This window comes from Brevibacillus porteri (genome assembly GCF_003013475.1).
Taxonomy (GTDB): domain Bacteria; phylum Bacillota; class Bacilli; order Brevibacillales; family Brevibacillaceae; genus Brevibacillus; species Brevibacillus porteri.
Genome location: NZ_PXZO01000007.1, coordinates 1 through 19,414, shown reverse-complemented (window position 1 = coordinate 19,414; position 19,414 = coordinate 1). Strand labels below are relative to the sequence as shown.

The 19,414-nt window shown below is 42.7% G+C and carries 27 protein-coding genes and 1 pseudogene; 27 read left to right on the top strand and 1 reads right to left on the bottom strand.

Annotation, left to right across the window (positions count from 1 at the left end):
- Nucleotides 1–25: 25 nt before the first annotated feature.
- From rpsP to C7R92_RS05905, 18 genes are all read left to right on the top strand, one after another.
- Nucleotides 26–298, top strand: a complete 273-nt coding sequence (gene rpsP, locus C7R92_RS05990; RefSeq protein ID WP_007719713.1) for a 30S ribosomal protein S16 — start codon at nucleotides 26–28, stop codon at nucleotides 296–298.
- Nucleotides 299–321: 23 nt separating this feature from the next.
- Entirely contained in the window at nucleotides 322–549 is a 228-nt protein-coding gene (locus tag C7R92_RS05985; RefSeq protein WP_007719711.1) for a KH domain-containing protein, read from the top strand.
- Between the two features lie 86 nt (nucleotides 550–635).
- Nucleotides 636–1,073 carry a YlqD family protein gene (locus C7R92_RS05980; RefSeq protein WP_106833595.1) on the top strand — a complete coding sequence of 146 codons (438 nt, stop codon included), beginning with the start codon at nucleotides 636–638 and terminating at the stop codon, nucleotides 1,071–1,073.
- On the top strand, nucleotides 1,070–1,597 hold the full coding sequence (gene rimM / locus C7R92_RS05975) for a ribosome maturation factor RimM (RefSeq protein WP_069849337.1): 528 nt from the start codon (nucleotides 1,070–1,072) through the stop codon (nucleotides 1,595–1,597). Before C7R92_RS05980 ends, rimM begins: the two co-directional genes overlap by 4 nt.
- 12 nt (nucleotides 1,598–1,609) lie before the next feature.
- Nucleotides 1,610–2,341, top strand: coding sequence for a tRNA (guanosine(37)-N1)-methyltransferase TrmD (gene trmD / locus C7R92_RS05970; protein ID WP_106833553.1), 732 nt, complete (start codon nucleotides 1,610–1,612; stop codon nucleotides 2,339–2,341).
- 167 nt (nucleotides 2,342–2,508) lie between these two features.
- Complete coding sequence (gene rplS / locus C7R92_RS05965) at nucleotides 2,509–2,856, top strand: 50S ribosomal protein L19 (protein WP_007719703.1); 348 nt, start codon at nucleotides 2,509–2,511, stop codon at nucleotides 2,854–2,856.
- A gap of 135 nt (nucleotides 2,857–2,991) precedes the next feature.
- A complete protein-coding gene (gene lepB, locus C7R92_RS05960; protein WP_106833552.1) occupies nucleotides 2,992–3,555 on the top strand; it encodes a signal peptidase I in 564 nt (187 codons plus the stop codon).
- 28 nt (nucleotides 3,556–3,583) lie between these two features.
- Nucleotides 3,584–4,477, top strand: coding sequence for a ribosome biogenesis GTPase YlqF (gene ylqF / locus C7R92_RS05955; RefSeq protein WP_007719698.1), 894 nt, complete (start codon nucleotides 3,584–3,586; stop codon nucleotides 4,475–4,477).
- A 125-nt stretch (nucleotides 4,478–4,602) separates the two neighbouring features.
- Complete coding sequence (locus C7R92_RS05950) at nucleotides 4,603–5,379, top strand: ribonuclease HII (RefSeq protein WP_106833551.1); 777 nt, start codon at nucleotides 4,603–4,605, stop codon at nucleotides 5,377–5,379.
- Between the two features lie 43 nt (nucleotides 5,380–5,422).
- On the top strand, nucleotides 5,423–7,315 hold the full coding sequence (locus C7R92_RS05945; protein ID WP_106833550.1) for a hypothetical protein: 1,893 nt from the start codon (nucleotides 5,423–5,425) through the stop codon (nucleotides 7,313–7,315).
- Complete coding sequence (locus C7R92_RS05940; RefSeq protein ID WP_017249360.1) at nucleotides 7,312–7,602, top strand: EscU/YscU/HrcU family type III secretion system export apparatus switch protein; 291 nt, start codon at nucleotides 7,312–7,314, stop codon at nucleotides 7,600–7,602. Before C7R92_RS05945 ends, C7R92_RS05940 begins: the two co-directional genes overlap by 4 nt.
- Complete coding sequence (locus C7R92_RS05935) at nucleotides 7,602–7,979, top strand: YraN family protein (protein WP_106833549.1); 378 nt, start codon at nucleotides 7,602–7,604, stop codon at nucleotides 7,977–7,979. Before C7R92_RS05940 ends, C7R92_RS05935 begins: the two co-directional genes overlap by 1 nt.
- A 334-nt stretch (nucleotides 7,980–8,313) precedes the next feature.
- Nucleotides 8,314–10,158, top strand: coding sequence for an Ig-like domain-containing protein (locus C7R92_RS05930; RefSeq protein ID WP_106833548.1), 1,845 nt, complete (start codon nucleotides 8,314–8,316; stop codon nucleotides 10,156–10,158).
- 96 nt (nucleotides 10,159–10,254) lie between these two features.
- Nucleotides 10,255–11,031 carry a nucleotidyltransferase domain-containing protein gene (locus C7R92_RS05925; protein WP_106833547.1) on the top strand — a complete coding sequence of 259 codons (777 nt, stop codon included), beginning with the start codon at nucleotides 10,255–10,257 and terminating at the stop codon, nucleotides 11,029–11,031.
- A 43-nt stretch (nucleotides 11,032–11,074) separates the two neighbouring features.
- Nucleotides 11,075–11,629 carry an NADAR family protein gene (locus C7R92_RS05920; protein ID WP_106833546.1) on the top strand — a complete coding sequence of 185 codons (555 nt, stop codon included), beginning with the start codon at nucleotides 11,075–11,077 and terminating at the stop codon, nucleotides 11,627–11,629.
- Nucleotides 11,626–11,955, top strand: a complete 330-nt coding sequence (locus C7R92_RS05915; RefSeq protein WP_106833545.1) for a low molecular weight protein tyrosine phosphatase family protein — start codon at nucleotides 11,626–11,628, stop codon at nucleotides 11,953–11,955. Before C7R92_RS05920 ends, C7R92_RS05915 begins: the two co-directional genes overlap by 4 nt.
- A gap of 105 nt (nucleotides 11,956–12,060) precedes the next feature.
- A complete protein-coding gene (locus C7R92_RS05910) occupies nucleotides 12,061–12,252 on the top strand; it encodes a hypothetical protein (RefSeq protein WP_007719678.1) in 192 nt (63 codons plus the stop codon).
- A 211-nt stretch (nucleotides 12,253–12,463) separates the two neighbouring features.
- Nucleotides 12,464–13,009: an RNA 2'-phosphotransferase gene (locus tag C7R92_RS05905; protein ID WP_017249353.1), complete on the top strand. Its 546-nt coding sequence runs from the start codon at nucleotides 12,464–12,466 to the stop codon at nucleotides 13,007–13,009.
- A 273-nt stretch (nucleotides 13,010–13,282) separates the two neighbouring features.
- On the opposite strand, the gene C7R92_RS05900 is transcribed toward C7R92_RS05905, so the two are convergent.
- The gene (locus C7R92_RS05900; protein ID WP_106833544.1) at nucleotides 13,283–13,591 is read right to left on the bottom strand and encodes a hypothetical protein; all 309 of its coding nucleotides are present in this window, start codon (nucleotides 13,589–13,591) and stop codon (nucleotides 13,283–13,285) included.
- A 253-nt stretch (nucleotides 13,592–13,844) separates the two neighbouring features.
- Between C7R92_RS05900 and C7R92_RS05895 the strand changes: the two are divergent.
- From C7R92_RS05895 to C7R92_RS05860, 9 genes and pseudogenes are all read left to right on the top strand, one after another.
- Nucleotides 13,845–14,486: pseudogene (locus tag C7R92_RS05895) on the top strand (magnesium chelatase domain-containing protein).
- 463 nt (nucleotides 14,487–14,949) lie between these two features.
- A complete protein-coding gene (locus tag C7R92_RS05890) occupies nucleotides 14,950–15,498 on the top strand; it encodes a hypothetical protein (RefSeq protein WP_106833543.1) in 549 nt (182 codons plus the stop codon).
- Nucleotides 15,499–15,528: 30 nt separating this feature from the next.
- Nucleotides 15,529–16,143 carry a hypothetical protein gene (locus C7R92_RS05885; protein ID WP_106833542.1) on the top strand — a complete coding sequence of 205 codons (615 nt, stop codon included), beginning with the start codon at nucleotides 15,529–15,531 and terminating at the stop codon, nucleotides 16,141–16,143.
- Between the two features lie 56 nt (nucleotides 16,144–16,199).
- The gene (locus C7R92_RS05880) at nucleotides 16,200–16,973 is read left to right on the top strand and encodes a CPBP family intramembrane glutamic endopeptidase (RefSeq protein ID WP_106833541.1); all 774 of its coding nucleotides are present in this window, start codon (nucleotides 16,200–16,202) and stop codon (nucleotides 16,971–16,973) included.
- Nucleotides 16,974–16,994: 21 nt separating this feature from the next.
- Nucleotides 16,995–17,399 (top strand): hypothetical protein, encoded by a 405-nt coding sequence (locus C7R92_RS05875; protein ID WP_106833540.1) that lies wholly within the window; start codon nucleotides 16,995–16,997, stop codon nucleotides 17,397–17,399.
- A 43-nt stretch (nucleotides 17,400–17,442) separates the two neighbouring features.
- Nucleotides 17,443–17,661 carry a hypothetical protein gene (locus C7R92_RS05870; RefSeq protein ID WP_069849310.1) on the top strand — a complete coding sequence of 73 codons (219 nt, stop codon included), beginning with the start codon at nucleotides 17,443–17,445 and terminating at the stop codon, nucleotides 17,659–17,661.
- A gap of 357 nt (nucleotides 17,662–18,018) precedes the next feature.
- Nucleotides 18,019–18,198, top strand: a complete 180-nt coding sequence (locus C7R92_RS31860) for a hypothetical protein (protein ID WP_146147601.1) — start codon at nucleotides 18,019–18,021, stop codon at nucleotides 18,196–18,198.
- Between the two features lie 35 nt (nucleotides 18,199–18,233).
- Nucleotides 18,234–18,650, top strand: a complete 417-nt coding sequence (locus C7R92_RS05865) for a GNAT family N-acetyltransferase (protein ID WP_106833539.1) — start codon at nucleotides 18,234–18,236, stop codon at nucleotides 18,648–18,650.
- A 26-nt stretch (nucleotides 18,651–18,676) separates the two neighbouring features.
- A complete protein-coding gene (locus tag C7R92_RS05860; protein WP_106833538.1) occupies nucleotides 18,677–19,207 on the top strand; it encodes a 3'-5' exonuclease in 531 nt (176 codons plus the stop codon).
- Nucleotides 19,208–19,414 lie beyond the last annotated feature (207 nt).

Below are 19,414 nucleotides of genomic sequence, written 5' to 3'. Positions count from 1 at the left end.
TGATTAATACAGGAGGTGACACAACATGGCAGTTAAAATCCGTCTGAAGCGTATGGGTTCCAAGAAAGCTCCTTTCTACCGTGTAGTAGTAGCTGACTCCCGTTCCCCACGCGATGGCCGTTTCATTGAAGAAATCGGTTACTATAACCCGGTTGCACAACCGGCAGTGGTGAAAATTGATACCGACAAAGCGGTTCAATGGATCCTGAATGGTGCAGCTCCAACTGATACCGTTCGTAACCTTCTCTCCAAAGAAGGCGTTATGGCTAAAGTGCACGAAACCAAATACGGCAAATAAGTCGGTCATCTGGAGGTTTGATGATGAAAGCGCTGGTCGAAACGATCGCTAAAGCTCTCGTCGATCATCCGAATGAGGTTCGTGTTAACGCAGTGGACAAAGAGCGAACCCTCGTCTTTGAATTGTCGGTACACCCTGATGATATGGGGAAGATTATCGGTAAACAAGGACGAATCGCGAAAGCCCTGCGCACGGTCGTGATCGCCGCATCCGTGGAAACGGACAAGCGTGTCACGGTTGAAATTGTATGAGAAAAGGCTGGGAGCTTTCCCAGTCTTTTTTCTAGTATCCAAGATGCGTATAAACCATGATGGTTTTTCCGAAAGGAGTGGCGAAGGTGCTTACTATATTTCGGACGGTACAGGTTAAGCTGATCATTACGGAAGCATCACGGGCTGCTCTCATTGATCAGTATAGCCAACGACTTCGTTTGCAGCGTAAAGAGTGGGAGCAGTGGCAGTTTCAATCGAAAAAGCTATTAACCGAGGCGAAGAAAAAGTCTACGGATACATATGCGTTGGCGCAGGAAAAAATCGCGCAGGAAGAGCGCCGACGCAAGGAAAAGATAGATCACCTGACATATACCCTCCAGCAGGTAGAAAATCTCCCAGAGGGAAGCGAAATCGATTACCAGACGGTTCAAAGCCCTGTCACGATTCAAGAGGGTGATGTCTGGGATGAAATGATGTCCGGAACGGATATCATGATAAAAGATGGTCTGGTACATGAGATTCGGCTACAAACGAAAAATGGGAACAAAAAAAAGGAGGAATGAACACGTTGAGCCAAAATAGTTTTTACGGAGTAGGCAAACTGGTTAATACGCATGGCCTGCGTGGTGAGGTACGTGTAACACCTACGACTGACTTTCCAGATCAGCGTTTTCGCAAAGGAAATGAGCTGTACTTGTTCCATCCGACACTCAGTGAGCCGCTAAAATTGAAAATCGTTTCTCGTCGCTCGCATAAAAATTTTGAGATTGTGAGCTTCCAAGGCTATGAGCATATTAACGATATCGAAAAGTACAAGGGCGGAGAGTTGAAAATTCCAGAGGAAGCGCTGATGGAATTAGAAGAGGACGAGTTCTACATTCATCAGCTCGTCGGCTGCGTCGTAGTAACTGACGAGGGCGAAGAACTGGGGAAAATCGTGGATGTCATGCAGCCAGGAGCAAACGATGTGTGGGTAGTGAAGGGGAAACGCGGAGAAATCTTGCTGCCATATATCGATGATTGCATCAAGGAAGTGGACATTGCGAACAAACGTGTGGTCTGCCATCTGATGGAAGGCTTGCTGTAGGAGGAACTTCAGATGCGGATCGATATTTTTACGCTCTTTCCCGAAATGTTTACAGGTGTTTTATCCAGCAGCATTTTGGGAAAGGCAAGCGAAAAAGAACTGGTTGATTTTCACGTTACCAATTTTCGCGATTTCTCTGAGAGCAAGCACGGTACGGTAGACGACACCCCTTATGGCGGTGGCGGAGGAATGGTCTTAAAGCCTGAGCCGTTATTCCGAGCTGTAGAAGCCTTGTCAGGAGAGAAAAAAACCCGAGTGATTCTGATGTGCCCACAGGGTGTACCTTATCAGCAGAAGCTTGCAGAAGAGTTGGCGCAAGAAGAGCACCTTGTCTTCATTTGTGGTCATTATGAAGGGTACGACGAGCGAATTCGCGAGCATCTCGTCACGGATGAGATTTCGATTGGCGACTACGTACTGACTGGGGGAGAGCTTGCGGCGATGGTGGTCATTGACAGTGTCGTTCGTTTGCAGCCAGGGGCGTTGGGAAACCAGACGTCAGCTGTTGAGGATTCCTTTTCAACAGGACTGCTCGAATACCCTCATTACACAAGACCAGCTGAGTTTCGCGGCTGGAAGGTGCCAGATGTATTGTTGTCAGGCCACCACGCCAATATTGAAAGCTGGCGGTTAAAAGAATCGCTGCGTCGAACAAAAGCACGGCGTCCAGATTTGTTGGAAAAGATTGCGCTGACAAATGAAATGAAAAAGCTATTGGCTGAATTGGAGCAGGAAAAAAAGTAGGGAACAAATAGGAGAAGAGTCTTGTAGTTTTGTGCCCCCTGTGTTAATATACTTCTTGTGGCAATTTTGCCCGCTGACTAAGGCGGTCCGCTACTCGTAACGCAGCCCTAGCGGCTGGACCTATGGGTTAGACGAGTAAGAACGTCTATCGGAAGGAGGAAATTCAAATGAACCAAATTATCCGTGAACTGGAAAAAGCGCAATTGAAACAGGACATTCCTGCGTTCCGACCTGGTGACACTGTTCGTGTACACGTTAAGGTTATCGAGGGTCAGCGTGAGCGTATCCAGCTGTTCGAAGGCGTATGCATTCGCCGTCGCGGTACAGGTGTAAGCGAAACATTTACAGCTCGTAAGATTTCTTACGGCGTAGGTGTTGAGCGTACATTCCCAGTACACACGCCTAAGATCGACAAGATCGAAATCGTGCGTCATGGTAAAGTACGTCGTGCGAAACTGTACTATCTGCGCGATCGCGTAGGTAAAGCAGCTCGTATTAAAGAAATCCGTCGATAAGCGTAAAGCTTAGAAAGAGGACTGGCCTGCTTGCCAGGCCTCTTTTTTCCATTTAACGATCTCGAAATAAAATAGTTCATCTTGACATATGTTACAGCTAAGGTTGGACGAGCTTTCATGGGAGGATCGTAAGTCATGAGCGAAGAAATTACCTCCAGTCATAAGAAGAAAAATGAACTATGGGAATGGATAAAGGCACTTGGGATCGCTTTAGTCTTGGCGTTTCTCATTCGTACCTTTTTGTTCGCCCCGTTTATTGTAGAAGGCGAATCCATGGAAAGTACATTACATAACAGTGAAAAATTAGTTGTAAACAAGGCGATTTACTTTTTGCAAGATCCGAAGCCTGGTGAAATCATCGTGTTTCATGCTGAAAAGGAACGAGATTACATCAAGAGAGTCATTGCTGTTGAGGGTGATACAGTAGAGGTCAAAAGCGATCAGCTACTGGTCAATGGCAAAGTGGTAGAGGAACCGTATCTTGCACAATTTAAAGAACAAGCGAAGCAGCAGGCAGAGCCGTTCTTTACCCACGATTTTCCCCCGGTCCAAATACCAGCAGACCATATCTTTGTGATGGGCGATAACAGGTTGAACAGTCATGACAGCAGAGCCATCGGTCCTGTTGCCGTCAGTACGGTTGTTGGTAGAGCTGAATTTACTTTTTGGCCGGTTGCGGGAATTCGCTTGACAAGATAATGCAAAGCTTCAAGGTAGGTGAGACATCATGACGATCCAATGGTTTCCTGGCCATATGGCTAAAGCACGTCGTCAAGTAACGGAAAAGCTGAAGTTAATCGATGTTGTCATTGAGCTTCTCGATGCACGTCTGCCGCTTTCCAGCCGTAATCCGATGATTGACGAGATTGTCAGTGATAAACCACGTTTGATATTACTTAATAAAGCAGATTTGGCGGATGAACGGGCAACAGATGAGTGGATTGCTTATTTTCGCAAACAAGGCATTCGCACATTGCCGATTGATGCCCTGAGTGGTAAAGGTGTCAGCAAGCTCCCAGAAATGTGTAAGGAGCTAGCTGCTGACATGCTGGCAAAGCGCAGTGAGCGGGGGATGCAAGGTCGTGCCATCCGCATCATGATCTTGGGAATCCCCAATGTCGGCAAGTCTTCCCTCATTAACCGCTTGTCCAAGCGCTCAGTAGCGGCTACAGGGGATCGTCCGGCGGTAACCAAGGCGCAACAATGGGTAAAAATGGGTGATACACTGGAGCTGCTCGATACGCCTGGTATTCTTTGGCCGAAATTTGAAGATCAGATGGTAGGTCTGCGACTGGCGGCAAGTGGGGCAATTAAAGACGAGCTCATCGATTTTACGGAGGTAGCATTATTTGTCATCAGCTACATGATGCACTACTATCCGGAACGCCTGATCGAACGCTTCAAGCTAAAAGAACTGCCTGAGGATCGAGTAGAAATGCTCGAAGAAATCGGGAAGAAGCGCGGTTGTCTCGTTTCTGGCGGAAATATCGACTACGACAAGGCAGCGGAAATTTTCCTGCGTGAGCTGCGTTCCGGCAAGCTGGGAACGATCTCTGTCGAGCGCCCGATTGACTGGGAAATGGACGAACCGATTGGTAAGCCAGTTTCTTTTCCCGAATAAGCTTTCCAGCCATCAAAAACCTGTCTATCGACATATACGGTAGGCAGGTTTTTTACTATGAGAGGATGTTCAAAACGTCGTCTTTTTGAATGGGTACTTTGAGATCTGTAAGGAGAAATGAGTCAATGATTCTAGCGGATATGTCGATAAAAGAAATACGAGTGACGATGGAAAAGTTGGACGAGGTACCCAAAGATTTTTTACAATTGCTGAAAGAAGATAAAAGAGCGGGTGTACAGGCTCTGGCGAAGCAGGCGGAAGCAGCGATTGCACGTCAAGAAAAGCTCGCCCAGATGTGGGCTGACATGACCGTCTATGAGAAAGCCATGTTTGATAAGGGGCATCAATACATATTCGGGGTAGATGAGGTCGGACGAGGACCATTGGCTGGTCCAGTTGTCGCGTGTGCCGTATGCCTGCCCAAGGATTTTTACTTGCCAGGACTGAATGACTCGAAGAAGATACCTGTATCCACTCGGGAAGCTTTTTGCGAAATCATTCAAAGAGATGCACTTGCTCTGGGAATCGGAATTGTCGATGCAGCAAGAATCGATGCGATCAATATATTGGCTGCTACAAAAGAGGCGATGAAGCTGGCGATCCAACAGGCAGGTAAAGTGCCAGATGCATTACTGATTGACGCCGTGCAGCTAACCGGAATGGATTGCGAGCAGGTACCGATTATCGGAGGGGATGCCAAGAGTGTCTCGATTGCAGCCGCATCGATCGTAGCAAAGGTTACCCGTGATCGATTGATGGCCCAGTATGCCGAACAATATCCAGCCTATGGCTTTGACAAGCACGCAGGCTACGGCACCCTTGAGCATCTGGCAGCAATCGCTCGATTTGGACCTACGCCGATCCATCGCAAGACATTCACTGGTGTAAAAGAACACGCCTAAAAAGTGAAGCTAGTAACATACTGCCTAGAGGAGGAGGATCTGCATGTTTTCCCCGTCGCAACTTATTCAATCATTCGTGCAAAAAGCACCCATATCCGCTCCGAAGCCGGTTGAGCTTACTCCCGGACAAGTGTTTAAAGGCACGGTAATCAAGCATTACCCGGACAATATGGCGCTCGTACAAGTCGGGGGAATGCAGGTTCAGGCTAAAATGGAAGCAAGTCTGGAACCGGGCCAGAAAGCTTGGCTGCAAGTCCAACCATCAACAGGCGTCGTCACGTTGAAGGTTTTGGAAAGCGTCGGGGAAGGAGCTGGCAAAGACGCATCTCTAGAAGGACTAATGCGGTCACTAGGGATTGCCGATACAAAAGAGAACAAAGCGATCGTGCAAGCTCTGCTTGGTGCCAATCTTCCTGTGAATAAGGAAACGATACAAGCTTTTTCAGCCGTTGCTGGGCGCTTAGGAGTAGACAATGCCACGATAGAGGCATTCATGACTGCCATGAAACGAAATTTGCCACTGACTCCTGATACAATCGGAGGGCTCAAAGCTTTTTTATCTGACAAGCCAATGGGTCAGCTGATCCAAAACCTGCTGCAGCAAGCCTCGCTCTTTTTAGAGGGAGAGGGCCAGCCTTCACAGACGACAGGTCAAATGTCTCAAAGCCAATCACAGCAAGTCCCCGGACAGGCTAATGCAGCAACGGGAGATGTCAAACAGCTTGTTAGTCAGTTAAAAGAAAAGTTGGCAGGACTCTCTTTACTTATCGCGGGCAACGATGCAACAGACGAGGGACTGGCGGTCAAACAAATGCCACAAGGGAATCAGCCCAATCAAGGTGCTTCTCAGAACGCGTCTGGAGGAAGCCAGACTCAGCCGCTGCCTGCGCAGAGCGGTCAGCCTTCAGCGCAAGTGCAGACATCACCCCAACCATCAACCCAGGCTTTCAGTAACATACCATCGCCATCACAAGCTGTTTCGTCATCTGGTTCCACTGAGGCAGTAACTGCACCAAGCCCTGCAACAAAGCAGGTGGAATCGCAGCAAAACGCGATGATCGGAAAGAGTAATCAGTTACTGCCTAACCAGACTAGTGGTCCAAGCGTCGAGTCAAAAATTGCTCGAACTGAGCCGTTGCCTATTCCTCAGTCAGCACAGATGAATCAGGAGCCGATCCAAAACAAGCAGATGGCAGAGCAAAGGGCCGTAGTGACAGATGCGGGGCAAAAGGTCATTCCACAAGTGATGTCTCAAGCATCTGGTGCAGTGAATGGAGCCACAGCTGCTAACTCGATTGCTGAATTGTTTCGTCATTTAGGCGTAACCCACGAGAGAGAATTGATGGGCCAGGCATTTTCACAGGGGGCAATCGATTCGCATTCATTAAAGCAGATGGATACAGTCAAATCCCTCTTGTTGCAAATCAGTCAAGCGCCAGCTCAGGCACTACCAACCGCCTTGCGAGAAGCTGCTGATCAACTGCTGCAACAAGTGACCGGACAACAGTTGATGATGGTACAGCCCTCTAACCAAGCTTTGTCTCAAATCGTGATGCAAATTCCGATTCGCCAAGCAGAAGGGGATGAGACGGCTTTCGTCCAAATTGAGTCAAAAAAGAAAGGCTCTGGACAACTTGATCCGGAGAACTGCCGTCTATTCTTTCATTTGGAACTCCAAAGTATGGGGACAACCATGATTGATGTCAGTATCGTGAATCGAATCGTTAACCTGCAAATTTTTAACGATACGCCATGGGTGGAAGCACTCATTCAAGGCTCCAAGGATCGTTTTGCTGACCAATTACAGGATGTTGGTTACCATCTATCGGCTATGCGGGTCCAGCCAGTCCCGGCCGAGCGCGGGAAGTCGACAAGTCCGATCCAAGCCAAAGGCCCCATCCTGGCTGACTATAAAGGGGTTGACCTTCGCGTATGAAGCCGCCATCCTCTTCAGAGCAAAAACGCAAACAGGCAGTTGCGCTAAAATACCAGGCGGGTACCATGGAAGCGCCAAAGGTTGTGGCAAAAGGCAAGGGGTACGTAGCTGACAATATCCTGAAGACAGCGAAGGAGCATGATATACCGGTACAAGAGGACCCATCACTTGTAGAGGTTTTGGGCAAGCTGGATTTGGATCAACAAATTCCTCCGGAGTTGTATCAAGTTGTGGCAGAAATCCTTGCTTTTGTCTATCGTATCGATAAAGGCGGAGGAACCAAATAATGAGCGATCGCCGCCGTCTTCTTGGTCAAAAAGGAGAACAGCTTGCTGAAAGCTATTTAGTGAACAAGGGTTTTTGCATTGTCGATCGAAATGTTCGAACAAAACGTGGGGAAATGGATTTGATTGCGCTAGACGGAAATTGCTTAGTTTTCATTGAGGTCCGAACGAGGAGCAGCCAATTTTTTGGATCAGCGGGCGAGTCCATTACTTGGAAGAAGAAACAGAAGCTGCGTGAGCTTGCCATCGAATACCTGCAAAAAAACTCACAGCCAATCCCGGCCTTTCGGTTTGATGTCATCGCGATTTTCACCGGTACATTAACACGAGGTGGAGACTTCATGAAGCCGGTCATTGAGCATTATGAGAGTGCTTTCTAGGAAAAACGGGCTCTCGACTACGGATATATTGGGGATACGTCTACAGCATCAGTCGCAGAGCCAGCGTACTATGTACTGTACTCGACGCGATGAAACTCCTCCAAGCATCAATATCCGCTTTCCGGCTCAAAAGCTGGGAAGCATTTTTTTTGATGAAATGGATCTATTCGTACAGACAAGCCCATAACTAGTGTCACTTTTTGCTTTTGTATTTGGGTTACAAACAATTGTTTGAAATAATAACAAATATTTTTCAAAAAAAAGCATATTTGGTGTGACATTTTTCCATCTCATACGTCAATACAAGTATAGGAAATAATTTGGAGGTAAAAACATGAAAAAGATCAAAAGCAACTTAATGAAAAACGTCTCCTTAGCGGTTGCAACTATTTGTACTGTTCAGTTTTCAGTTACAGGTATTGCTTCTGCACAAGTCACGACACCACAACCTTTACAAGCCTATAGCGTGGTAGCAAGCACGTCTGGCCTGAAAGCCAACTCGAGTTCAATGAATATCTCCGCAGGTTCAACGGAAACGATTCGCCTGACTTATAATGGCAGCACGATCGATAATGGACTGGTTAACTGGGAAGTAGGCACTTCTAGTATCGCTACTGTTTACAATGGAGTCGTGACAGGTAAGAAGGCAGGATCGACTTTTGTTACAGCAAAATATAATGGAGATAAAGTAACAATCAGAGTCACCGTTTCAAAAGCTGAGATTTTGGAAGCAAATCGTTCTGAAATCAATATTAAAAAAGGTAAGAAATCGACAATTAGTTTGAAATATGCTGATAAGACTCTAGCTGGATCAAAGGCAGATTGGAGTACTGAGGATAAATCCATTGCTACTGTAGATGATGGTGAAATAAAAGGTGTATCTTCTGGAAGCACAATCATTACTGCGGAATATAGAGGCCAAAAAGTAGAAATTCAAGTAAATGTTGGCCAAAGCAACTCAGATGGGAAACTAGAAGCAGACGTCTCTCGACTCAAGATGGAAAAAGGCGATAAAGAAACAATTAAATTGACTTATGACGATGATAAACTGTCTGGTTCCAAAGCAACTTGGAAATCGTCGGATACTTCCGTAGCTAGAGTCAGTGATGATGGGGTCGTTACTGCTAGAGCCAAGGGTACAGCTACGATTACTGCAAAATACAAAGGCGACGAGGTAGAAATTGACGTCTATGTCGATACAGATGCTTCAGGTAGACTGGAAGCGGATTATACTAGTATTTCCTTGAAAGACGGACAAAAAGAGACTATTCAGTTAAGATATGACGATGAAAGATTGTCTGGTTCCAAAGCAACTTGGAAAACATCCAATTCGTCTGTTGCAACTGTAAGTGACGGGGTTGTAACAGCTAAAGGTAAAGGAACTGCTTACATTACAGCTGAATACAAAGGTAACAAGGTAGAGATCCAAGTAAAAGTTGATGCAAATACCTCAGGTAAGTTGGTAGCGGACGACACCAAACTCTCCATGAAGAGAGGAAATCGTGAAATCATTATTCTGACTTACGATGGTGCTGTGATCAGTAATTCCCAAGCAACCTGGAAAACTTCTAAATCTTCCGTAGCAACTGTCAGCAGCAACGGTACTATTACAGCGACAGGTAAGGGTAAGGCAACGATTACAGCTAGTTACAGAGGCGAAACAGTAGATATCGATGTAACTGTTGATGGTTCCTCCTCATTACTGGAAGCTGATGATACCAGCCTCACCATGGATAAAGGTGACAGAGAAATCGTTGTATTGAAGTATGATGGCGACATCATCAGTGGTTCTAAAGCATCATGGAAATCCTCTAAAACTTCTGTAGCGACTGTCAGCAGCAATGGTACGATTACTGCAAAAGGAAAAGGAACGGCAACGATTACAGCTACGTATAAAGGCGAAAAAGTGGAGATTGAGGTAAAAGTTGACGGCTCAAGCTCAGGCAAGTTGGAGGCAGATGACGACTCTATTTCGCTCAAAAAAGGTGACTCCGAAAAGATTAGACTCACCTATGATGGCGATGGTATCAGTGGTACCAAAGCTACATGGAAGTCCTCCAAGTCTTCTGTAGCCACCGTATCAGACAATGGAACTGTAAAAGGGAAAAAGAAAGGTAAGGCTACTATTACAGCAAAATACAAAGGCTATACAGTTGAAATTGAAGTTACCGTAAAATAAGATAGGATAGAAAGCTCGCTGAATCTTAATTGGTTCAGCGAGTTTTTTTCAAAGTGTAAGTAATCCCTGTAATTTCTTGTGGAGGAGGAATGTACCGTGCGAGAGATCATCTTGGAAAAGTTAAAAGAAATCGAGCAAGAGCATGACTTGAAAATATTGTTCGCTGTTGAATCAGGAAGCCGGGCATGGGGATTTCCGTCCAAAGATAGCGATTATGATGTACGTTTTGTCTATGTGAAGAAACCAGAATGGTATTTGTCCATTGACGACAAACGGGATGTTGTAGATGTACCGATCAATGACCTTTTAGATATAAATGGCTGGGATATTCGAAAAGCCCTCAAGCTATATCGAAAATCGAATCCGCCTCTACAAGAATGGCTTGTGTCAGATATCGTCTATCTCGATACACTTGGCTTTCGAGATGAGCTGGTAAGGTTGCAAGGGGAAGTATTTTCGCCAAAGGCTTCCTTGCATCATTACCTCAGTATGGCAAAGGGGAATTTTCGGGACTATCTGCAAGGGGAGCAAGTCAAAATCAAAAAGTATTTTTACGTGTTACGCCCGATCCTCGCATGCATCTGGATCGAAACGAATCATACGAACCCCCCCATTGGATTTGATCAGTTAGTTGAAGCGCTGATAACCGATTCTAGGTTAAAAGGTAAAATTTCTGAGCTGCTCCAAAGAAAAATAGCTGGGGATGAGTTGAACTGGGAGCCAAGAATCGAAGAGCTTCACCATTTTATTGAGGAACAAATTGAGCGTCTGACTGCACTGACTAGCCAATATACAAATGAGCTGGATGACCCAACAGACAAGCTGGATGATATATTTCGGAAGTATTTACAGAAGGCGTGGAATGTCAGGTAGTCATTATGAAAACGCTACGCTAGATAGGGAGGTACAAATATTCATGCAGGATCATATCCGAAAACATATACAGCAACCTCTTGAAATTCACTTCGATCAACCAGAAAAACCTTACGGCTGCTTCTCCCATTTCTCTGGTCATCCGATAGAGGTGGAAGGGGAACGATGGACAACTTCGGAACACTATCTGCAAGCCAAGAAAGTTTCGGGAACTATCCTTGAAAAAGAGATCATGCGCAAGATATTACAAGCAAAAGTAGAACAGTATCCTGTCATTCGTGAAATTCTGCTTTCTACTGGGGATGCAGCCTTAATCGATCGTACGAGTAACGATCGAAACATACTAGGAAGATTGTGGATGGAAGTACGTGAAAGCCTAGAGGGGTATCAACCGCATTTCTATTTGCCACCATGGATTGTGTTTCCAGAAGAGCATCCTTATAGTTTGTTTTGGCGGATGGGATTTGGTGAGGACTATGTCATGCATTATTGGCCATGGCTAGAGGAAATGAGCGAGGATGCCAAGAAAGAGTATGACGCTTATTATCCGGTACCAGAGGAATGGAAGTTTGAAGATTTAGATGAGGAGGAAGAATGAAGCTACTGTTCATTTGCAGTAGAAATAAATGGAGGAGCTTGACAGCAGAAAAGATTTTTCACGGGATCAATGATTATGAAGTAAGATCAGCAGGTACTGAAACTGGGGCGCGCATCAAAGTAACAAGTGGTCTTATCGGCTGGGCTGATCTCATTTTTTGTATGGAGAAAAAACATGTAAGGCGGTTACGAGAAAAGTTTAGCTCGGAACTGATGGATAAAAGGATCATTTGCTTGGGCATTCCTGATGAATACATATACATGGATGAGGTGCTGATCGAGATATTAAAATCGAGTGTTTCCGTATATATAGAGATCCCGGAATAAATCTGTGATTACCAGTTGTCGATGTATACCGGATTATTATGTATAATGGGGATGATATGGCTCGATCGCATTATCCATACTTATCGTAAAGCGAGGATTATCACCATGAAGAAAAAACTTGTACTGGTTCTAGATGTTGAAGTAGCAGACAAAGCTGATATGCAGCAACTGGCCGATTCTATGTCCACAGCAATTCAATCCGTGGAAGGGATTGCTTTGCAAGACCTGGTTATGTTTGATAACGATGAAAACAATGCTGACAAGCTAATTGCTAACATAAAAAAAGAAATGTCCTAAAGAGGAGAGCAGTCCTCTGTTTTTCATTTATGTTCTGGCTTACCTGATCGTTGCTCTCCTTTATGGATTTTGGACGATGAAAAGCCAACTGCTCTGGGTTCGACTAACAGGAAATTTCATCGTTCACCTATTTATTGCTGCAATCGTGAGTCTTGGTTACTTTTTTGCGTAAAAGAAGTGGCTATGACCTGTTGTAATGGGAGATGAGTGTATGGATTATCAAAAATTGAGTAAAGAACTGTCCTATGCGCTTCGTCATGCCCCCCATGAATATGAGCTTGAGTTAGACGAACAAGGATGGGTTCCTATCAAGCAATTACTTTTGTCACTTCATGAACAGCGCAAGTGGCGAGCGGTTACCGAAGAAGATTTACATACGATGATTGCGTTATCAGAAAAAAAGCGCCATGAGATCAATCAAGGCAAAATTCGCGCCCTCTATGGACATTCAGTGCCACAAAAGATCCAAAAGGAAGAAAAAGAACCACCTGCGTTTCTTTTTCACGGCACGCCGCAAAGATTCCTCGATTCTATTTTGACTAGCGGGCTTGTTCCAAAAGGAAGACAGTATGTGCATCTGTCTGAAGACGTCCAAACAGCACAGCAGGTTGGGAAAAGACGAGACGATCATCCGGTACTTTTGCGAATCGATGCGAGGCAAGCTTGGCAAGATGGTGTGAAGTTTTACCATGGAAATGAGCTCGTTTGGTTAGCAGATCACGTGAAAAAAGAGTATATCTCTGTCTATCAGAAGTAGCTCGATTTGATCAAGAAGAAACAACAAAGCATGAGAAAAGACTCGCATTCGGAACGCGGGTCTTTTTTTTATATCAACGTTAATCGTAAGGAGGTAAAAAGCAAGTGGATCAAAACCAGCAAATCATTGAACTACTGAATGAATTGAAGAGAAAGCAGTGAAGATAAAGATGACCGAGCGATTATCGTTTTCCCCATCATATTCAAATGGTTTCAGCAATAATACAAGTTCTAAATCGTTGGATAAAGTGAGGAGGTTCAGTTCGCCTCGTTCTTACGTTTTCTCATAAAGATAAAGAATACCGTCGTCGATCGACCAACTACGTAATGAATGCCTCCAATCGCTTGTTTGCGAGGGTAAGTATTTTTCGAGATCATTGACGATTTTTTCCCAATCTTGATCACTATCATTAATCTCAATGAACTCACCGTATACCAAGTCAAAAACGAGGTAACCCATTTCGTACTCGATGCAATCGATCTTATAGTAAGAGACACTGTATACTTCGTCCCAGTCGATCTGAACAGGTTCAGCATGTTCGTGGTGGATGGAAATTTGATGATGATCAAGAGTAAAAATCAAATCGAACCAACTCCTTACCTGTTTATTTGCAGTATACCTGTTGGAGAGAAAGTTTTCCATAAATGTATGGGTTACTATGTCTCTTGATCATTGATCAAGAGGTTTTGTTGTTTTAAATTGAATGAACAGTAGGTAATTGGAACTATTTTCCTAACTATATTGACAAAGTGGTATCAACGATTAGCCACAAGCATCAATTTACTTGCCCACCCCCTCTCTCTTTTCCTACCCTATAACCAGAGGGGGAGAGAACATGTACGCATGCAGTTATTCAGGCAGGGTGCTCGGCATAGATGGAATGGTCGTCACTGTAGAAACAGACATAGCAAAAGGCTTACCTCAATTCGACTTGGTCGGACTGGGTGGTTCTGCTGTAAAAGAAGCGAGAGATCGTGTTCGTGCTGCCCTGTGTAACGCAGGATACGACTACCCAATGCAGCGGATCACAGTCAATCTGGCACCGGCAGACCAGCGCAAGGAAGGCTCAGGTTTCGATCTAGCTATTGGGTTTGGTATTTTACTCGCCTCGAAGTAAATGCTCTCTAGACCAGAGAAAATCCTCGTTCTTGGAGAGTTGGCATTAGACGGTTCTCTTCGTCCTGTAACGGGTGGACTCCCCATTCTGCTAGAAGCTAAAATTGCAGGATTTACCCACGTGATCCTCCCCGGGCAAAATGCAGCGGAAGCACGGCTCGTCGACATTACCGTATTGCCTGCGAGTAATTTGAAAGAGGCCGTGAACTACTGGAAAGAAGGACTTCATAGTAAGAACTCAGACTTGATTATTTCCGAATTGGAAACAGGCAAGACGAATACGAACCAGCTGCCTCCCGACTTTGCCAATGTTTACGGACAGCAATTTGTAAAACATGGCTTGGAGATCTTCATAATGTGAACGTTAACTGAAACAAAGTCAAGTAAATGCGAAAGGACATGAGTAACCAAATGCTTGTGTCTTTTTGTATTTATTTGAGCGGATAAATAGTCACAATACTGCACTAGTGAGTAGTATTCAAAAAAGGAATATTTACCAGTGCTAGATCGAAGGTGCCAGAAATATTTGGTATAATTGTCATAAGAATATTATTTCGAATTTATAAGAAGATGGATCATAAATAGTTGGGCTAGAATGAAAAATCTTAGAGCTTTTATTATTGCAAAGGAAATAACGATACAAGATGGTTTTCATTGGAGGGGTTATTGGTGGATGTTAAGAAAGGTCTGAAAAACACTATTGGCGATTATGCACACGGATTAGCAAAAGCAACTTTGGGCAGGTACCCGTTGTTGGGAATGGACTTTCTGAACTATTTACATTGCTCGTGACTCAGCCTTCTGAGAAAAGGAAAGAAAACATTTTGATTATGATAGATGAGCGGCTTAAAGAACTAGAAGTTAAAGTAGATAGGTTCAATATTGAACAATTGTCTACAAATGAAAACTTTCTTTCGGTAACACTACAAGCAACCCAGATTTCTCTAAGAACACATCAAGATGATAAAAGAGTGGCATTGTTAAATGCTATAACAAATTCTGCACTGTCTACGAGTGTCGATGAGAATTTACAACAAATGTTTCTTTCTTTTATCGACATATTTAATGAGTGGCACTTGCGGATTCTTGTTTTATTAAAAGATCCTAAACAATACCTTGAAGCTGCGGGATTAAATTCTAATTTTTCTATGGGTGGGCTCAGTGATGTAGTTTATCTCGCATACACTGAATTAAGGTCAAATGATGAATTTACTAAACAGATTTTTAATGATCTATACAATAAAGGGCTATCAGGAACTGGAGCAAGTGGGTTAAACACTATGATGACAGGCAGTGGAATGGTTGCACCAAGATTGAGTAGGATGGGAGTTCAATTTCTTGAATTTATAAGCGAACCAAGCGAATTACGATAAAATGAAGATTTTAATTAGGGAGAGAGTTGCATGCATTACCCTTTAGTTGTTGCAGTTATAAAAGAGCCTTATTATCAGATACCTGATTGGTTGAATACAGATGTGGCTTATACTGAATATGTCAAGTTAACAGGTCAAACTACTAGTGATGAAGTTGATTTGTTTATTGCGATGCTTTTGGGATACAACAATATAGACATTAAGGGTACACCTCATGAAGTGTTAAAGCGATTATTTGATGAATCGGATGTAGTAATTGGAGGAGGAATCTATTTCGAAAGCAATGATAGGATAATTCCTCCGAGTTGTTGTTCTGGTCTAGAAGCTTGGAGAGATGTGCTAGATAGTGTTATTAACAGGAAAAGCCCTTGGATGGGTCATAATCCAACACCAAGAATGGAATTCGCTGAAAATATAGTGCGTGTTTGGTCGGATGACTCTAATGAAGAAGATGTAGACAAGAATGAACTGTACTATATTGATTTTGATTATGTGGAGTTTATTGCAAAGCTAGAAATGGTTGAATCGAACTTAATGGAATTTGCAAGAGTGCCTCTCTTCAATAGATTTTTAGAGTTTGACCTTGAGTTAGCCAATGATGTGGTGAAAAGGTTTGAAAGTTGGTTTATCTTCAAAGGTGACTAAGAGGGGCAGTAAAGAAGTGAATAAAACGGTGATTTGATTAGAACGGATGAGAAGTGTTGATAAAGAATCTAGTACAAATCCTATTGAGATTAGTATTATTTGTATTTTTATTCTTCATTGTTGGACTTACCTTGCAAAGTCAAGATTACGCAACGGCTGTGGGTTTAGCAATTGCTTCATTAGTTGATTACATTGTGTTTGAAAGAAAACGTTGGATAATAGGATTTACTATGGACAGGTTGACTTCTGATTTTTCAAAAGGGATGGTTGCGGGTTTTCTAACACTCATTACCATTTATGCGATTGTTTATTTGTTTGACGGACATAAATTAGTGGGTGTTGCTTTTGATAAAGAGGCAATTCTTATTTGGTTCGTTATATGTCTTGTAGTAGCTTTGTCTGAGGAGATATTTATTAGAGGATACGTTTATGGGCGTCTAAGGTATGTGTTCAGTGGATTAGTAGCTTCAGTAATCAGCTCTGGATTATTCGCTGCTTTACATATCTTTAGAGCGGGATTCACATTAACTGCATTTACTACGTTGTTTTTTGCTGGAATCATGTATGCCTTCATGAGAGAAAAATCTGGAGCACTTTGGCTTCCAGTAGGTTTCCATTTTGCGTGGAATTATACTTCTGGAATTTTGGGAATTTGGCGAGGTGAACAGCTCGTATTAATAACAGAATCTTCCCAAGGAACTTTGATACATGGCGGAGTGTATGGTATTGAAGGTAGTATAGTAACTGCATTGCTTTTTCTAATCCTGACAGCGGTAATCGGCTTTAGGATTGTACGGGATGTTACGCCAAGAGTTCAAATGAAAAGGTAATTTCGTGGGGAGTGATTAATAATGAGACTAACAGTAGAAACATCAGACGATTTTAAGGACTATATAAGGTTAGAATGTAATTTTTCAAGCATTTCTGGATGGGTTAGGGGTTACAATTTCAAAGAAGAGCAGATTTCCTTTCTTAATTTTGAGTACATCCTTGAGGGGGGATTGTATATAAACGATATAAAATCAGAATATAAAAAACGTGGACATGCAAGACTCATGAATAAACTTCTAGTTGATAGTGCTTCATCCATAACACAAGATATTCTTGCACAAGGGTATAAGAAATCTATATCTTTTATTCGTGGTGAAATCGTTCCCAGAGACGCAAATGTTACTTCAAAAGAACTGAAAACAATTTATGAAAAACTTGGTTATCAAATCGAAGACAATTCAAAGATATTATTGAAATTAGAATAAAACAGCGATTTGATTCAAACAGCAGTGAGCGAAGGAGTTTAAGATGGAAAACACAAAGAAAACAAGAGGTACAAAACAGATTAGAGTTGGAAAGTTACATAGATATATCGAAAAGCTTGAAAACGATGTAAACAATTACACCTATCTTAGTAACGCTGCTAAAGAGATTGGTAATAGTGCTGCATATGATACAAATCGAGTCAAAGCTGAACAGACTGAAACGATCATAAATGAATTGAAAGAGCTATTTCCGATTGATTAATGCAAAAGTAATGAGTGAAAGATCGTTTTTAAGGGAAATGGGGGGAAAGCTTGAAGTGGAAAAGAACAGTTTTTCGTACTTGGGCAGAGCAGGAAGTTAAATTTGATACTAGAGTAGAAATACCTGTAGTTTCCTTTTTTACGTACTTTGATGGTCAGTACTCCTATCAGATTTAGGACATTGATTCAAAAGGAAACTACAGTGAGCCTTACATACGACCACCTAAATAGACGAAATCACTTACTTGGGCTAAAAGGAAATGTAAAGAAGCTATAGCTAATACCATTTCAGAGTGGGAATGGGAGCAAATTGAATGAAGTTGGCATTTTAAAGGACTGTCAAAGGTGTTAGATAAAATTGAGCAAAGATAAAATTGTTAAACAACTACAGAAAGAATTTCAAAGTCATCGATTTTTAGATTGTTTTGGATGCAGCAATTCCATGAGTGGTGACGATAAGCATGGAGAACAAGTTTTGGTGTGTGCATATCATAAGAAGGTTGTTGAAGAAGATGAGCTGTGCGAAAGTTATAACTAAAAGGAATAAAGTGGGGATTTCATGAGGATTGAACAATGAAGATAACAATTGCAGATTCATGGTTAGGGAATGACATTGTATTTTTCTTTCAGAACAACATTCAAGAGGATAATGACGGTATTTCTAATAGGGAATTTTTATGTCCTGATGGAGCGTTAGCCGCTGTTCGAAGAAGGCAGATGATTGTAGCAATAGACGATAACCAAATTGTAGGAGCATTGCGCTTTTATCCTAGAAAGTCTGATCAAACTATTTCGCTATATCAGTTTGCGATTCGTTCAAGCCATCGAGGGCAAAGGTTAATGGATAAAATGCTTCAGATCTTGGGGGAGTACCCAATTGAGGTAATATGTCCGATTACTTCTAAAATGAATGAGTATTATGAGAAAAGTAGTTGGAGATTGAAAGAAGAAAAGACAGGCAGCAACATTTGGGAATGGATGAAATGTTAATTTGATCGGAAGAAGGAGAGTGCCTAATGAGCTATATTATACTAGACTTAGAAGCGACATGTTGGGAAAACGACAGAACAAAACAAAATGAAATCATTGAAATAGGAGCTGTAAAACTCGATGAGAACTTAAACGTAGTGGGAGAATTTCAGACATTTATCAAACCCAAATTAAATCCTGTGTTGTCAGATTTCTGTAAGAGTCTTACATCCATAAAACAAGAAGAAGTTGATAATGCTCCTAGTTTTGGGAAAGCGATAAGTAATTTTAAAAACTGGATTGGTAATGACTACTATCTATGCTCATGGGGTTTCTATGACAAGAAGCAATTCAAGATGGATTGCGAATTACATAAGACACCTACAAACTGGATTCGAAATCATATTAGTATCAAGCATCAGCATGGAAAGATGATTGGTACTGAACGTGGTGTGGGCATGGAAAAAGCGCTGAAAATGCTCAACATTCCTCTTGATGGCACCCATCATCGCGGAATTGACGATGCAAGAAATATAGCTAAAATCTTTATTAAGATTTTTGACAAGTTGGAATTCTAATCAAATGAGGGTTTTATCACTGAAGGTGTTTATTGTTCAAAGGAATGTGCTGATAATGATTTGATAAATTACAGGAAACGATGGGAAGAGTCAAAACAAAAGAACATTTGAATTAATTGAAATTTCGGGGGGAGTGTTCAAAATGCAATTTAATAGTTTTACTGATTTTCCTTACTAATAAAAATGGAGACTGTAAAATCTTTTGTG

Bases quoted from the DNA above. Each gene is read 5' to 3' on its own strand.
- rpsP (WP_007719713.1), top strand. From the start codon at position 26: ATGGCAGTTAAAATCCGTCTGAAGCGTATGGGTTCCAAGAAAGCTCCT.
- C7R92_RS05985 (WP_007719711.1), top strand. From the start codon at position 322: ATGAAAGCGCTGGTCGAAACGATCGCTAAAGCTCTCGTCGATCATCCG.
- rimM (WP_069849337.1), top strand. From the start codon at position 1,070: ATGAACACGTTGAGCCAAAATAGTTTTTACGGAGTAGGCAAACTGGTT.
- trmD (WP_106833553.1), top strand. From the start codon at position 1,610: ATGCGGATCGATATTTTTACGCTCTTTCCCGAAATGTTTACAGGTGTT.
- rplS (WP_007719703.1), top strand. From the start codon at position 2,509: ATGAACCAAATTATCCGTGAACTGGAAAAAGCGCAATTGAAACAGGAC.
- lepB (WP_106833552.1), top strand. From the start codon at position 2,992: ATGAGCGAAGAAATTACCTCCAGTCATAAGAAGAAAAATGAACTATGG.
- ylqF (WP_007719698.1), top strand. From the start codon at position 3,584: ATGACGATCCAATGGTTTCCTGGCCATATGGCTAAAGCACGTCGTCAA.
- C7R92_RS05950 (WP_106833551.1), top strand. From the start codon at position 4,603: ATGATTCTAGCGGATATGTCGATAAAAGAAATACGAGTGACGATGGAA.
- C7R92_RS05945 (WP_106833550.1), top strand. From the start codon at position 5,423: ATGTTTTCCCCGTCGCAACTTATTCAATCATTCGTGCAAAAAGCACCC.
- C7R92_RS05940 (WP_017249360.1), top strand. From the start codon at position 7,312: ATGAAGCCGCCATCCTCTTCAGAGCAAAAACGCAAACAGGCAGTTGCG.
- C7R92_RS05935 (WP_106833549.1), top strand. From the start codon at position 7,602: ATGAGCGATCGCCGCCGTCTTCTTGGTCAAAAAGGAGAACAGCTTGCT.
- C7R92_RS05930 (WP_106833548.1), top strand. From the start codon at position 8,314: ATGAAAAAGATCAAAAGCAACTTAATGAAAAACGTCTCCTTAGCGGTT.
- C7R92_RS05920 (WP_106833546.1), top strand. From the start codon at position 11,075: ATGCAGGATCATATCCGAAAACATATACAGCAACCTCTTGAAATTCAC.
- C7R92_RS05915 (WP_106833545.1), top strand. From the start codon at position 11,626: ATGAAGCTACTGTTCATTTGCAGTAGAAATAAATGGAGGAGCTTGACA.
- C7R92_RS05910 (WP_007719678.1), top strand. From the start codon at position 12,061: ATGAAGAAAAAACTTGTACTGGTTCTAGATGTTGAAGTAGCAGACAAA.
- C7R92_RS05905 (WP_017249353.1), top strand. From the start codon at position 12,464: ATGGATTATCAAAAATTGAGTAAAGAACTGTCCTATGCGCTTCGTCAT.
- C7R92_RS05885 (WP_106833542.1), top strand. From the start codon at position 15,529: ATGCATTACCCTTTAGTTGTTGCAGTTATAAAAGAGCCTTATTATCAG.
- C7R92_RS05875 (WP_106833540.1), top strand. From the start codon at position 16,995: ATGAGACTAACAGTAGAAACATCAGACGATTTTAAGGACTATATAAGG.
- C7R92_RS05870 (WP_069849310.1), top strand. From the start codon at position 17,443: ATGGAAAACACAAAGAAAACAAGAGGTACAAAACAGATTAGAGTTGGA.
- C7R92_RS05865 (WP_106833539.1), top strand. From the start codon at position 18,234: ATGAAGATAACAATTGCAGATTCATGGTTAGGGAATGACATTGTATTT.
- C7R92_RS05860 (WP_106833538.1), top strand. From the start codon at position 18,677: ATGAGCTATATTATACTAGACTTAGAAGCGACATGTTGGGAAAACGAC.